This window comes from Erythrobacter epiphyticus (genome assembly GCF_034653295.1).
Classification (GTDB): Bacteria; Pseudomonadota; Alphaproteobacteria; order Sphingomonadales; family Sphingomonadaceae; genus Erythrobacter.
This window is the reverse complement of record NZ_JAYEEU010000002.1, coordinates 71,907-85,523: the sequence shown is the minus strand read 5'-3', so window position 1 is coordinate 85,523 and position 13,617 is coordinate 71,907. Positions and strand designations below refer to the sequence as shown.

General features: G+C 65.9%; 10 protein-coding genes. 2 read left to right on the top strand and 8 right to left on the bottom strand.

Translation table 11 applies throughout. The features are described from left to right. Window positions 1–25: 25 nt before the first annotated feature. The 8 genes from SOQ14_RS00865 to SOQ14_RS00830 form a co-directional block, all read right to left on the bottom strand. Complete coding sequence (locus SOQ14_RS00865) at window positions 26–805, bottom strand: phosphoadenylyl-sulfate reductase (protein ID WP_322895916.1); 780 nt, start codon at window positions 803–805, stop codon at window positions 26–28. Continuing rightward, window positions 795–1,256, bottom strand: coding sequence for a DUF934 domain-containing protein (locus SOQ14_RS00860; RefSeq protein ID WP_322895914.1), 462 nt, complete (start codon window positions 1,254–1,256; stop codon window positions 795–797). Before SOQ14_RS00860 ends, SOQ14_RS00865 begins: the two co-directional genes overlap by 11 nt. Further along, window positions 1,249–2,928, bottom strand: a complete 1,680-nt coding sequence (locus tag SOQ14_RS00855; RefSeq protein WP_322895912.1) for a nitrite/sulfite reductase — start codon at window positions 2,926–2,928, stop codon at window positions 1,249–1,251. Before SOQ14_RS00855 ends, SOQ14_RS00860 begins: the two co-directional genes overlap by 8 nt. 1 nt (window position 2,929) lies before the next feature. After that, window positions 2,930–3,226: a DUF2849 domain-containing protein gene (locus SOQ14_RS00850; RefSeq protein ID WP_322895910.1), complete on the bottom strand. Its 297-nt coding sequence runs from the start codon at window positions 3,224–3,226 to the stop codon at window positions 2,930–2,932. Continuing rightward, window positions 3,223–4,035 carry a uroporphyrinogen-III C-methyltransferase gene (gene cobA / locus SOQ14_RS00845; protein WP_322895908.1) on the bottom strand — a complete coding sequence of 271 codons (813 nt, stop codon included), beginning with the start codon at window positions 4,033–4,035 and terminating at the stop codon, window positions 3,223–3,225. Before cobA ends, SOQ14_RS00850 begins: the two co-directional genes overlap by 4 nt. Window positions 4,036–4,117: 82 nt before the next feature. Further along, on the bottom strand, window positions 4,118–5,308 hold the full coding sequence (gene metC, locus SOQ14_RS00840; protein ID WP_322895906.1) for a cystathionine beta-lyase: 1,191 nt from the start codon (window positions 5,306–5,308) through the stop codon (window positions 4,118–4,120). Beyond that, complete coding sequence (locus SOQ14_RS00835; protein WP_322895904.1) at window positions 5,305–6,162, bottom strand: sulfurtransferase; 858 nt, start codon at window positions 6,160–6,162, stop codon at window positions 5,305–5,307. The genes metC and SOQ14_RS00835 overlap by 4 nt, the downstream gene beginning before the upstream one ends. A 57-nt stretch (window positions 6,163–6,219) precedes the next feature. After that, window positions 6,220–7,221, bottom strand: a complete 1,002-nt coding sequence (locus SOQ14_RS00830) for a hypothetical protein (protein WP_322895902.1) — start codon at window positions 7,219–7,221, stop codon at window positions 6,220–6,222. Between the two features lie 149 nt (window positions 7,222–7,370). Between SOQ14_RS00830 and queF the strand changes: the two genes are divergently transcribed. Together queF and SOQ14_RS00820 are read left to right on the top strand one after the other, a co-directional pair. Beyond that, the gene (gene queF / locus SOQ14_RS00825) at window positions 7,371–7,844 is read left to right on the top strand and encodes a preQ(1) synthase (protein ID WP_322895900.1); all 474 of its coding nucleotides are present in this window, start codon (window positions 7,371–7,373) and stop codon (window positions 7,842–7,844) included. Window positions 7,845–8,043: 199 nt separating this feature from the next. Then, window positions 8,044–13,557 (top strand): AMP-binding protein, encoded by a 5,514-nt coding sequence (locus SOQ14_RS00820; protein WP_322895898.1) that lies wholly within the window; start codon window positions 8,044–8,046, stop codon window positions 13,555–13,557. Window positions 13,558–13,617: the final 60 nt, after the last annotated feature.

Here is a 13,617-nt window from a genome sequence, read left to right as displayed (position 1 = left end):
CTCCTCGCAATGACGAGGGGGTGGCTTACAAAAACGGTTCCTCGCCCGGCTTGTGGATGCCGCATTCGGTCTTGTCCCAGCCCTTCCAGCGACCCGAGCGCGGGTCTTCGCCCGGCGCGACCTGCGAGGTGCAGGGGGAGCAGCCGATCGAAGGGTAGCCCTGTGCGATCAGCGGGTGGCGGGGGAGATCGTGCTGGATGAAATAGCCTTCGATCTGCCCGGCGTCCCAATCGATCAGCGGGTTGATCTTGAGCCGCCCCTGCGCGTCCGAGGTGTCCACTTCAAAGCGCGGCAGATTGGCGCGGGTCGCGGCCTGGAAGGCCTTCCTGCCGGTGAAGCTGGCGTCGAAATTGATCAGCGCCTTTTCCAGCGGCCTCACCTTGCGGATCTCGCAGCAGCCATCGGGATCGTAGGACCACCGGAGGCCGGTTTCGTCCCGCTTGGCCAGTTCTTCGGCATCCGGCGTCAGCACCACCAGATTGAGGCCGAGGCGCGCAACCAGTTCATCGCGATAGGCCAGCGTCTCGGGGAAATGCTTGCCCGTGTCGAGGAACAGCACCGGCACGGTCGGGTCGACGCTGGCGATCAGGTGCAGCAAGACCGCGCTCTCCGCGCCGAAGCTGGAGACCACCGCAAGATCGCCCGCCAGCCCGTCACGGATCACCGCTTCGAGCATGTCCAGCGTCGAGGCACCGCGGAACATGCGGTTGAGGCGCACGGCGTCATGCTCGGTAAAGCGCGGCGCGAGGTCGAGCGTGTCGCGGGTGCGCGGCGGTTGGCGGGAGAGTCCGAGTTCAGGCTTCATGGCGCTTATCCGCAATGGTGGACCGGCGATCGGCCGCGCGCTGGTACACGTTGTCCCACGTCGCAAAGGCACGCGCGGCGTCTTCTTCATCCAGCCGCTTGTCGGGGGCGAAGCTGTCGAAGCCGCAGCGGCGCATGTGCGAAAGCTGATCGATCAGGACATCGCCGACCGCGCGCAGCTCTCCGGTGTAGCCCGCCTCGCGCAGGATGCGCGCCGCCGAATAGCCACGCCCGTCACCAAAGCTCGGGAAGTTGATCTCGACCAGCGCGAGGCGATCAAGGAAGGGCAAGAGCAGCCGCGCATCGTCGCCCGGCTCGATCCGGACGGCGGCGGCGTTGGTCTGGTCGCAGCAGGCGTCCACCGTCACCGTACCGTGATCGACGGGCTCATCGTCGCGGAAGCGGAATTGCACTTCGTCGGGCGAGGTGCCGAGGTTGGTGGTATCAACCATACAAGGCCTCCTTGAACGGCTCCATGCCGATGCGGCGGTAGGTATCGAGGAAACGCTCGCCCTCGGCGCGCTGTGCGAGGTAGACGTCGGTGACTGTCTCGACCGCGGCGATCACGCCATCCTCGTCGAAGCCGGGGCCGGTAATCTTGGCGAGGCTCACATCCTCCGCCTCGGAACCGCCGAGCGAAAGCTGGTAATTCTCGCGCCCTTTCTTGTCGACGCCGAGGATGCCGATGTGGCCCGCATGGTGGTGCCCGCAGGCGTTGATGCAGCCGGAGATTTTCAGCTTCAATTCGCCCACCACTTCGGTGCGGCCCGAAGCGGCGAAGCGCTCTGAAATGCGCTGCGCGAGCGGGATCGAACGGGCGTTGGCGAGCGAGCAGTAATCAAGGCCGGGACAGGCGATGATGTCCTCGATCGTGTCCATATTGGGCGAACCGAGGCCTGCGGCGTCGAGCGCCTGCCACACCGCCGGAAGGTCGGCGATGGCGACATGGGGCAGCAGCAGGTTCTGCGTGTGCATCACCCTGAGCTCGTCGAACGAATATTCGCGCGCCAGCCGTGCGACGACGCGCATCTGCTCGGCGGTCGCATCGCCGGGGATACCGCCTGCGGGCTTGAGGCTGATTACGGCGGAAACGTAATCGGGGTGGCGGTGGGGGTGGGTGTTGTTCAAGGCCCAAGCCTCAAACCCCCCGCCCCGGACTTGATCCGGGGCCCCGATGTCCCTGATCCGCTCGGGAGTGAGCGGGGTCCCGGCTCGGGGGCCGGGACGGCGGAGGGGTTCGGGCAGCTCGAAATGCGCCGCAATTCGCGCCAGCTCCTCGCGCGGCGGCTCGACGCCCACGCTCAGCATATGGGCGAATTCTTCCTCGACCTGCCGGGTGTACTCCGCTGCGCCGAGTTCATGGACGAGGATCTTGATCCGCGCCTTGTACTTGTTGTCGCGCCGTCCGTAGCGGTTGTAGACCCTGAGGCATGCCTCGGCATAGGTGATCAGCTGATCGAGCGGCACGAAGTCGCGGATCAGCGGCGCGATCATCGGCGTGCGGCCCATGCCGCCACCGGCGTAGAACTGCGCGCCGATCTCTCCGTCACGCTTGACGATGCGGATGCCGATATCGTGCAGGCGCATCGCTGCGCGGTCGGTTTCGGAGCCGATCACCGCAATCTTGAACTTGCGCGGCAGGTAGGTGAACTCCGGGTGGAAGCTCGACCATTGGCGCATCAGCTCGGCATAGGGGCGGGGGTCCACCACCTCGTCCGCCGCGGCCCCTGCGAAGTGATCCGCCGAGATGTTGCGGATGCAATTGCCGCTGGTCTGGATCGCGTGCATTTCGACCTTCGCCAGATCGGCGAGGATATCGGCAGCGTCCTCCAGCTTGATCCAGTTGTACTGGATATTCTGGCGGGTGGTGAAGTGGCCGTAGCCGCGGTCATACTTCTCCGCGATGTCGGCCAGCGCCTCCATCTGCCGCGCGTTGAGCGTGCCATAGGGGATGGCGACGCGCAGCATGTAGGCGTGGAGCTGGAGATAGAGCCCGTTCATCAGCCGCAGCGGCTTGAACTGGTCTTCGGTCAGCTTGCCCTCAAGGCGGCGGCGGGCCTGATCGCGGAATTCCTCCACGCGGGCGTCGACCATCGCCTGATCGTATGAATCGTAACGGTACATGTCAGATCACCCAGTCGATGGCTTGCGGGTCTTGCGGCTTCAATGTGAGATCGGGCCGCACGGTCGGGCCGAGCGCGCGGATACGGTCCTTGATGTGGGCGGGGCGCAAACCGTCGATGGTGCGGGTCGCCTCGATCGCGTAAGGCACATTGACGCGGCGCGCGGCGACTTCGCGGGCCATGATTTCCTCGGCCATGTCGCCGACATCGACCGCGTCATTGACGTGGAGCGACCAGCCCGTGCCGTTCCACCACGTCACCGCACCGCTGCGCAGATCATTGCCGGTGAGGATCTTCATACAATATCTCCGTCATCCCGGGCTTGACCGGGGATCGCTTCCAGCAAGGCGCTTACCTCGACCCGATCCTGACTTGCGTCAGGATGACGGCTGAGGCGCGCCGTAACCTCGCCGATGACGATGAGGGCGGGGCTTTTGACCGCCTCCCGCTCGACCAGATCGGGGAGCCCGGCGAGCAAGCCCCGCAACACCCGCATTTCGGGGCGCGCCGCGTTCTCGATCACGGCGACGGGCATGTCTGGCGCAAGGCCATCGGCCATCAGCTTTTCGGCGATGGCAGCGGCGGTGGAAACGCCCATGTAGATCACCAGCGTGCGGCCCTTGCCGGCAAGGCCTGACCAGTTCTGCTCGGAAAGCCCTTTGCACTGGCCCGCGACAAAGCTGACGATGCTGGCCGCGTCGCGGTGGGTGAGCGGAATGCCGCTGGCGGCCGCACCCCCATTGGCCGCTGAAATGCCGGGCACGACTTCGACCGGAACGCCCGCCGCGCGCGCAGTTTCGGCTTCCTCGCCGCCGCGCCCGAAGATGAAGGGATCACCGCCTTTGAGGCGCACCACATCACGCCCGGCCAGCGCCTCGCGCACCAGCAGGGCGTTGATTGCCTCCTGCGGCAAGGTGTGGCGGGCGCGCTGTTTGGCGACTGAGATCAGCCGCGCATCGGGCCTGGCAAGGCCGAGAATGTCCGGGCCGATCAGCCCGTCATGGACGATCACTTCCGCCCGCTCGATCAGGCGGACGGCGCGCAGGGTCAGCAGGTCCACCGGACCCGGCCCCGCGCCGACGAGATAGATGGTGCCGATCTGCTGCATGCTGCCCACTTGGGCGATGCGCCGCGCGCCTTCCAGCGAGAATGCTTTGCCAGCGATGAAGCAAAGCTATTGCGGCTCGCGATCAGACCTGCGCCAGCGCCTGTGCGAGATCGGCGATGAGATCATCTGTATCCTCAAGCCCGATGGACACTCGCAATGCCGGCCGCCCGCCGGTCTGATCCGCCATGACGCTGCGGTAATCGGCTGGCTTGATCGGCAGGGCGAGGCTTTCATAACCGCCCCAGGAATAGCCGATCCCGAACAGGTCGAGATTATCGGCAACCCGCGCCGCTGCGGCGGGATCATTGCTGGCCAGCACGAAAGAAAATAGGCCGCAGCCGCCGGTGAAGTCCCGGGCCCATAGCGCATGGCCTGGATCGTCGGGCAGCAGCGGGCATAGCACGCGCGCGACTTGCGGCTGCGCGGCAAGCCAGCTGGCGATCCGCCGCGCGCTTTGCGTTTGCGCGGCGAGTCGCACCTGCATCGTGCGCAGGCCTCGTGCGGCCAGCGCGGCATCATCAGGCGAGACGACCTGCCCCAGATCCTGCGCGGTGCGGCGGAGCGCCCGATACCATGTCTCGCCCGCGCTCGCGCTGCCCATCATCAGATCGGAATGGCCGCCGACATGCTTCGACAGGCTCATCATCACGATATCGCAGCCATGATCGAGCGCGGCAAAGCCAAGCGGGCTGGCCCAGGTGTTGTCGATCAGGCTCACCGCGCCGTGTTCGCGCGCCATCGCGGCGAGCTGCGGCACATCGCAGACCTCGAAGGTCAGGCTGCCGGGGCTTTCGAGCCACACCGCTTGCACCGGCTTGGCAAAGAGCGCGCGATAGGCGGAGATATCCAGCGGATCGAAAAAGGTGGTGGTCACCCCCATCCGCGCCAAGAGGCCGGTGGCCATGCTGCGGCTGGGGTCATAGGCATTGTCGCTCATCAGCAGATGATCACCCGGCTTGAGCACCGCCAGCATGATCCCTGCAATCGCGGCAACGCCGCTGGGATAGAGCACGGTGCCATGGGCACCCGGCTCGATCGCGGTCAGCGCTTCGGCGAGGCTCCACTGGGTCGGCGCACCGCGCCTGCCGTAGAAGAACTGCCCGTCAGCATTGTTGCGCCCCGCGGCCTGCCGATCCGCGTCTGTGTCGTAAAGGTGAGTCGAACCGCGCCAGACCGGCACGTTGACGACCGGGCCAGTCCACGCGCTCTTCCGGCCACCGCGCACCACCCGTGTTGCAGGGCGGCGCTTGCTGTCATCCCCGTCGCTGCTCATGCGTCCGGCCCATGCGTCTTGGGCGTGGCGGGATCGGCGCCCCATTCGCTCCAGCTCCCATCATACAGCGCGGTATCATCCTTGCCGATAAGGTGGAGCGCGAACAGCAGCACGCTTGCCGTCACACCGCTGCCGCAGGTGCCGACAAGCGGGCGGGCGAGATCGACCCCGGCGCGTTCAAAGGCAGCGCGCAATTCGGGCACCGCCTTGTAAGTGCCATCGGGGTTGAGCACTTCGGTGAAAGGCAGGTTGAGCGCGCCGGGAATCCGCCCGTTCTGTCCGCCATGCACCGGATCGATCCCCGAGCCATAGACCCGGTCGGCGCTGCGCGCGTCGAGCACCTGTTCGGCGTGGGTGTCGAGATTGGCCAGCATGTCGGCCTTGCTGCGGACAGCGCGGGGGGCATGGAGTGCGGCAGGCGTGGTGGCGGTGATATCCGTTGCGCCGCCCGCAAGCGGGCGCGCTTCGCTGCGCCACTTGGCGAGCCCGCCATCGAGGATCGCAACCTCCGCCCAGCCGCTGGTCGTGAGCATGAACCATGCCCGGGCGGCGCTGCGGATCGCGCTGTCATCATAAAGCACGATGCGCGCGCCCGGTGGCACGCCGAGGCTCGCCAGCCGCTCGGCAAGCTGTTCGGGCTGCGGCAGCGCATAGGGGACAGGCGAGGTGGCATCGAACAGGCTCGCCAGATCGAGGAACTGCGCGCCGGGAATGTGCTCGGATGCAAAATCAGCGCGGGCATCGCGCGCGGCGGCGGGCAAGTGATGCGAGGCATCAAGCACCACCACATCAGCTTGATCCAGATGGTCGGCCAGCCATGCGGTCGAAACGAGCGGGGGGAGGTGTTCGGTCATGCGCCGAGCCTAGCGGCGCGGGGCCCTTCCGCCAAGGCCCGCGCCCGTCTGATCCGCTCAGGGCGCATTGACAGGCTGGGCCTTTAGCCCGGCGATCCCGCCCGGCGCCACGTCGAGCCGGATCGGCTGGAGCCTGCCCATGGTGGCGGGGCTGGGCGTGCCGACCACGAAGGTGCGCTGTTCCGTCTCGCGGTCCGGGCTCTCCAGCGTCACGTGAAGCAGCGGGATCAGCAGCGGGGCCGAGCCCTGCCGCAGCGGGGCTATCGCGGCGAGCGGGAGACGCAGTGTGCCGGTGATGCTGCGGCTTTGCTGCGGGCCGATCCGGGGAATCGTCTGATGCTCCTCTGCCGTATCGGCCAGCGACGCATCTGTGCTGTCCTGACGCGGCTGGTCGAGCCGGATGGTGATCGCCAGATCGCGCACCGCCCGATCGGCGCGATTGGCCACTTCGAGGCGGTAATCGATGCTGAACATCATCACGCTGCGCGCAGCGCCGGTGATGTCGAGCTGGCAATCCAGCCGCAGCGGTGTGGCGGCAGCCTGCTCCGCTGCGGCGGCGGCCGGGCGCTTGGCTGGCGCGGCGAGGCGCGGCACCTTGGGCTGACGCCGCCGCGGAAGGATGCGCGCAGCAATCAGGGCGACGATGACAGCCAGCGCGCCTGCCAGCCACGGCCACAGGCCGGGCCAGATGCTTGCTCCGAGCGCCGAGGATGGCGCGACAGGTGCATTGGCCTCAGGCGGTATGAGGCTGTCGCCAAAGCCGGGGCCGGCAGGTGAGGAGGGCATTGCCGGGGTGGGCGAGGGGGTGCTGGCACTCGCTGGGTCGGATGTTGGCACCGCCGTGGAAATCGAGGGGCGCGGCGCGGGTATGGGCGCGGGTGCTGGCGTGCTGCGTGGTTGCGGCTGGGCAGCAGCCGGGGGCGATGCCGTTGCCACGGGTGCCGGAGGCAGGGCGAGCGGGCTCGCTTGCGGAGAGGGTTGCGCCTCGGGCAGAGGTGCCGATGGCGGCACGGCCTGTGCGCCTGTGCTGCCAAGCGCGGCCAGGATCGTGGCTGTCATGGCGCGAGGCAGCCGGGGTCGGGATGAGGTCATTCGCAAAGCCATGGTCGCTTGAGAGTGCACAGCGGTTCGCTTCCCATAACGGCAGGGCCGCCTGCGTCCAGTTCCTTGCTTGCGCTATGCCCGGTTTCGCGGCAACAGCCCAGCCTATGAACACGCCCTCTGACACGCCTTCGCTCAATCCCGCCTTTCTCGGCAAGGACAGCCCGCTGCCGCGCTCGCCCGAAGAAGCGCAGCTTGATTATGTCCCCAACCCGCGCAAGGGCGCGCTGTTTCTGGTGCGGTTTGTCGCGCCGGAATTCACCTCCTTGTGCCCGGTCACTGACCAGCCCGATTTTGCCCATCTGGTGATCGATTACGCGCCGGGCGATACGATTGTGGAATCGAAAAGCCTCAAGCTGTTTCTGGGGTCTTTCCGCAATCACAATGGCTTCCACGAAGATGTCACCGTCGGCATCGGCCAGCGGCTTTCCGAAGAAATGCAGCCGCGCTGGCTGCGCATCGGCGGATACTGGTATCCGCGCGGCGGGATCCCGATTGATGTCTTCTGGCAGACCGGCCCTGCACCCGAAGGCCTGTGGGTGCCCGATCAGGGCGTAGCCCCCTATCGCGGTCGCGGCTGAATTGGGTTAGACTATCCTGATCTCCTCCCCGGGCGAATCGGGTTGCGGAACGCTTTTTGCAATGCGGCGTTGCAAAACCTGAAACTGATCATGCAGTTTGTTGCCTGATTGCGCGCTTATGCGCAATTTTGCTTCAGACTCATGAGCTTTCGGCGCGCGCATGGCTGCTGCTTGCAGCGGTCTCGGGGAGGAAGAGTTCTTGGCTGAAGCTGATACCGGCGTGGTGGCTGCCGCCCGTCTGACCAATCCCATCGGCAACCGCGCGGACTGGGACGCGATGCGCGCCGCCGTGCTGGCTGATCCCGGTGCCTTTCATGGGCAGATTGCCGCGCGCAACATGCATTGGTTCGTGGCCGATTGCGGGCCAAGCGGTGCGTGGCTCGCCAAGGGTGAAGACGGCGCATGGACCGGCTGGGACGCGGCCACCTGTGCCCCTGTCAGCCCCGCGCTTCCAGCCGATTTTGCGCCGTGGGAGCAGGCCTTTGATGGTTCGAACCCGCCGCATTGGCGCTGGTTTGTCGGCGGGCGCACCAATGCGGCCTTTTCCGAGATGGATCGCCACGTGCTGGCGGGCCACGGCGAGGAAGCCGCGCTGATCTTTGAAGGTGATCGCTGGGATATGTCCGCATTGGGCGGCAAGGGTGCGCCGCTCGATTGCTTCACCGTCTCGCGCCGCCAATTGCTGCTCGAAAGCGCGAAGTGCGCGGTCGCCTTGCAGGCGCTCGGGGTGCAACCGGGAGACCGGATCGCGCTCAACATGCCGAGCATCGTGCCGCAAATCTATTGGACCGAAGGCGCCAAGCGGATGGGCGTGGTCTATACGGCGGTGTTCGGCGGTTTTTCCGACAAGACCCTGTCGGATCGCATCGCCGATACCGGCGCCAAGGTGATTGTCACCTCGGATGGCTCTTTTCGCACCGCGCAGGTTGCCCCGTTCAAGAACGCCTATACCGATCCCGCGCTCGACAATTTCGTGCCGGTGACAACGGCGCTCACCATTCTCGGCAAGCTCGAACTCGAACTGCAAGCTGCCGATCAACAGACAATCCTCGACACGGTGCGCGAGGCGCTCGCCGGAGAAATCACGGTCGATCGCTCCGATGTGATGCGCGGCGTCGGCAAGGCGCTGATACAGTTGGGCAACGAGGGCCGCATATCCAGCGCGGATGCCGCGCGGGTGCGGATCGCGATTGCTTCCAGCCTTGTCACCCTGCCGCCGCGCGTCGAGGCGGTGATCGTGTGCCGCCACACCGGCACGGCCGACATGATCTGGCGCGAGGAACGCGACCGGTGGAGCCACGAACTCACAGATGCGGCGCTCGACACCATCCTTGAAAAGGCGCGCGGCGTCGGCTTCGCGGTCAATTCGCAGGCCGATCTGATGGCGCTGTCTGATGGCGATTTCGTCCGCGCGATCTGGGCGGCGTCACCGCCGATGCCGGTCGATGCCGATTACCCGATGTTCTTCATCTACACCTCGGGTTCGACCGGCAAGCCCAAGGGGATCGTCCATTCGCACGGTTATGCCGCCGGCGTCGCCGAGACGATGGCGGCGAGCTTCGATGCGCGCCCCGGCGATACGCTGTTCGTGGTGGCCGATCCGGGTTGGATCACCGGGCAGAGCTATCTGATCTGCGCCCCGCTGATGACGCGGGTGACGAGCGTGGTGTTCGAAGGTTCGCCCGTCTTTCCGCATGCGGGCCGCTTTGCCTCGATGATCGAGCGGCACAATGTCACGATCTTCAAGGCGGGGGTGACCTTCCTCAAGAGCGTGATGAGCGATCCCTCGAACCTCGCCGATGTGCAGCGCTACGACATGAGCGGACTGCGCGTCGCGACCTTCTGTGCCGAGCCGGTCAGCCCCAGCGTGCAGGCCTTCGGGATGGAGCATGTCACGCCGCAATATATCAATTCCTATTGGGCTACCGAGCATGGCGGCATCGCCTGGACGCATTTTTACGGCAACCGCGATTTTCCGCTGCGACCCGATGCCCATGCCTTCCCGCTGCCTTGGGTGGTGGGCGATGTCTGGGTCGAGGATGACGATGCGGGCGGCGCCGATGCGCCCTTTGCGCGCGCAGCGGACGCGGGCGGGGTCAATTGGCGGCGCGCTGACATGGGCGAAAAGGGCGAAATCGTCATCACCGCGCCTTATCCCTATCTCGCCCGCACGATCTGGGGCGACATGGACAATTTCCGTGTCGAAAATGGCTGCGTGCTCGGCGCGTGGAAGGGCGATGCCAAGCGGTGGGAAGAAGGCTACTGGAAGCGCTGGAAGGGCGTCTGGGCCTACACCCAGGGCGATTTCGCGATTGCCCATGAGGATGGCTCGTTCTCGCTCCACGGGCGGTCGGATGATGTGATCAATGTCTCGGGTCACCGCATGGGGACCGAGGAAATCGAAGGCGCGGTGCTGCGCGACAAGGCGCTCGCGCCGGACTCGCCGGTTGGCAATGTGCTGGTCGTCGGCGCGCCGCACCGCGAGAAGGGCCTGACCCCGCTTGCCTTTGTGGTGCCGGTGGCGGGCCGCAAGCTGACGATCGAGGACAAGCGCCGCCTGTTCGATCTCGTGCGCACCGAAAAGGGCGCGGTCGCGGTGCCGGCGGACTTTATCGAAGTCTCGCAATTCCCCGAAACCCGCAGCGGGAAATATATGCGCCGGATGGTGCGCGCGCTGGTGGTGGGCGAGGACGTTGGCGACGTGACGACGCTCCGTAACCCCGAAGCGCTCGACGAACTGCGCACCGTCATCACCGATTGGCAGCGCAAGCAGCGGATGAGCGATGAACAGGCGCTGTTCGATCGCCACCGCTATTTCCTGGTGCAGTATAATGATGTCGCGCCGGGCAAGCAGATTGCGACGGTCACCGTCACCAATCCGCCGGTCAATGCGCTTAACGAACGCGCGATTGATGAATTGGTGCTGGTGGTGGAGCACCTCGCGCGCGCCGAGGATGTTGTCGCGGTGGTGTTCACCGGTCAGGGCACGGCATCTTTCGTGGCAGGGGCGGATATCCGCCAGATGCTCGAGGAAATCCACACCCGCGAAGAAGCGCTCGTGCTGCCCAACAATGCGCAGCTTGCGTTCGGCATCATCGAGCGGATGAACAAGCCCTGCGTCGCCGCCGTTCAGGGCGTGGCGCTGGGCGGCGGCATGGAGTTCGCGCTCGCCTGCGATTACCGCGTGGCCGAGCCAGTGGCGCGTTTCGGCCAGCCCGAAATCCGGCTGCGGCTGCTCCCCGGTTATGGCGGGACGCAGCGCCTGCCGCGCCTGCTGGTGGATCGCTTCGGCGAGACCGGCCTGCGCGATGCGATGGATCTGATCCTTGGCGGCCGCAGCATTGATGCCGAGAAAGCCGCCGAAATCGGGCTTGTCGATGTGCTGGTAAACGGTGCGCGCGATGCGCTTGCCGAAGCCCACGCCGCGGTGCGCGCCTATGTGAAGCATGGTGAGCATTCGGCACTCGGCAAGGCCTTTGCCGCGCGGCAGGCCGCGATCAGCCGCTGGGATACGCCTGCGCCGGTCGCGCTCGCGCCGGTGATGGAGGATGCCTTTCTCCAGCGCGTGCTCCGCCAGCTTGATTGGGCCGGGCGCGGCAAGGCGGGCGAGCGCGCCATCGAGGCGGTGCGCGTCGGGCTCGAACAGGGGATCACGGCGGGCCTTGCCAAAGAGGCCGCGCTGTTTGCCGATGCGATTGTCGATCCTGAAGGCGGCAAGACCGGCATCCGCCAATTCATCGACAAGGTCGCGCCGCCACTCCCCGTCCGCCGCGACGGCGTGTGGGACTATGATCGCCACGCGGAACAGGCGCAGGCTCTGGAGGACGCAGGTGATCTGCTGCCCGTTGGCGCGCCGTTCTTCCCCGGTGTGACCCCCATTCCGCCCTATCAATATGCTTTCGGCATCGCACGCGATCCCGACACCGGCGCGCCGCGCTTCGGCCCGCCGGAAAGCCACGAGAAGGAACTGATCGTCAAAGTGCCCGAGCCTGCGCCCAACGAAGCGCTGCTCTACATGCTGACGAGCGAGGTCAACTTCAACGACATCTGGGCGCTGACCGGCATTCCGGTTTCGCCCTTCGATGCGCATGAGGAAGATGTGCAGATCACCGGATCGGGCGGGATCGCGCTGGTTGCGGCGCTTGGCTCCGAGACGCGGGCGCAGGGCCGGGTCAAGGTCGGCGATCTGGTGACGGTCTATTCCGGCACCAATGATTTGCTCTCGCCGCAGGTTGGCAATGATCCGATGTATGCCGATTTCTCCATTCAGGGCTACGAGACAGAGACGGGCAGCCATGCCCAGTTCCTTACGGTGCAGGCCCCGCAGATGCACGCGATCCCGCCTGATCTCACGCTCGAACAGGCGGGAAGCTATGTGCTGAACCTCGGCACCATCGCGCGCTGCCTGTTCACCACACTCCAGATCGCGCCGGGGCGGACCCTGTTCGTCGAAGGTGCGGCCACCGGCACCGGGCTCGATGCGCTGCGGTCTTCGGTGCGTACCGGCTTGCAGGTGACGGGCCTCGTTTCGTCCGAGGAACGCGCGCAGTTCATCACGCAGGTGCAAGGCGCCGTCGGCGCGATCAACCGCAAGGATGCGCGCTTCGCCGATCTCTACAGCGTGGTGCCCGAAGATGCTGCGCAGGCCCGCGCGTGGGAAGCCACAGGCACTTCGCTGGTCGAGGAATACAAGGCGCTGAACGGCGGCAAGCTGGCCGATTACGTGGTGAGCCATGCGGGTGAAACCGCCTTCCCGCGCAGCTTCCAACTGCTCGCAGAGGGCGGCACGCTCGCCTTCTACGGGGCTTCGTCGGGCTATCACTTCAGCTTCATGGGCAAGCCGGGGACGGCCTCGCCTGAGGAAATGCTGCGCCGTGGCGCGGTGCGCGGGGGCGAGGCGGTGCTGATCTTCTACGGGCCGGGGTCGAGCGAACTGCTCGACGAGACGGGCCTTGAGATGATCGAAGCCGCGCGCTTGTTCAACGCGCGTTCGGTGGTGGCCACCACCACCGATGGCCAGCGCGAATTCCTGCAATCGCTCGGGCTTGAAGATGCGATCGAAGGGATCGTCAGCCTCGAGACGATCAAGCGGCGCGAGGGCGCGAATTTCTACTGGCCCGACACCATGCCGCGCCTGCCCGATGCCAAGGCGGACATCGAAGTCTTCAAAGCGGCTGTGCGCGATTATCAGGACCGGGTGATGAAGCCGTTCGGCTCGGCCGTGGGCAAGATCCTGCGTTCGCCCGATAATCCGCGCGGCAGCCCCGATCTGGTGTTCGAGCGGGTCGGGCAGGATACGCTCGGTATTTCAACTTCGCTGGTAAAGCCCTTCACAGGCCGCGTGATCTTCGCCGAAGATCTCGCAGGCAGCCGTTTCACCTTCTACGCCCCGCAAGTCTGGACGCGTCAGCGCAAGATCATCATGCCGACGGCGAGCATTCTGGGCACGCACCTGTGCAATGCCTTTGAAGTTGCGCGGATGAACGACATGATTGCCGCGGGCCTGCTCGAAGTGACCATGCCCGAAGTCGTGCCGTGGGATGGCCTGCCGGAGGCGCATCAGGCGATGTGGGACAACCGCCACACGGGTTCGACCTATGTGGTGAACCACGCCTTGCCCGAACTGGGGCTGATGAGCCGCGATGCGCTGCTCGAAGCCTGGGCGGCACAGCAGGCTGCACAAAATGCAAGTGTGGGGGAACCCGACACCTGACTTGCGCATTGCGAATTTTGAAACGTTCCCACTTCTCCTCCCCGGAAGATTGAACAGATC

What these genes read in the sequence shown, in the direction of transcription:
- SOQ14_RS00865 (WP_322895916.1), bottom strand. Translation starts at nt 805, where the DNA reads ATGAAGCCTGAACTCGGACTCTCCCGCCAACCGCCGCGCACCCGCGAC.
- SOQ14_RS00860 (WP_322895914.1), bottom strand. Translation starts at nt 1,256, where the DNA reads ATGGTTGATACCACCAACCTCGGCACCTCGCCCGACGAAGTGCAATTC.
- SOQ14_RS00855 (WP_322895912.1), bottom strand. Translation starts at nt 2,928, where the DNA reads ATGTACCGTTACGATTCATACGATCAGGCGATGGTCGACGCCCGCGTG.
- SOQ14_RS00850 (WP_322895910.1), bottom strand. Translation starts at nt 3,226, where the DNA reads ATGAAGATCCTCACCGGCAATGATCTGCGCAGCGGTGCGGTGACGTGG.
- cobA (WP_322895908.1), bottom strand. Translation starts at nt 4,035, where the DNA reads ATGCAGCAGATCGGCACCATCTATCTCGTCGGCGCGGGGCCGGGTCCG.
- metC (WP_322895906.1), bottom strand. Translation starts at nt 5,308, where the DNA reads ATGAGCAGCGACGGGGATGACAGCAAGCGCCGCCCTGCAACACGGGTG.
- SOQ14_RS00835 (WP_322895904.1), bottom strand. Translation starts at nt 6,162, where the DNA reads ATGACCGAACACCTCCCCCCGCTCGTTTCGACCGCATGGCTGGCCGAC.
- SOQ14_RS00830 (WP_322895902.1), bottom strand. Translation starts at nt 7,221, where the DNA reads ATGACAGCCACGATCCTGGCCGCGCTTGGCAGCACAGGCGCACAGGCC.
- queF (WP_322895900.1), top strand. Translation starts at nt 7,371, where the DNA reads ATGAACACGCCCTCTGACACGCCTTCGCTCAATCCCGCCTTTCTCGGC.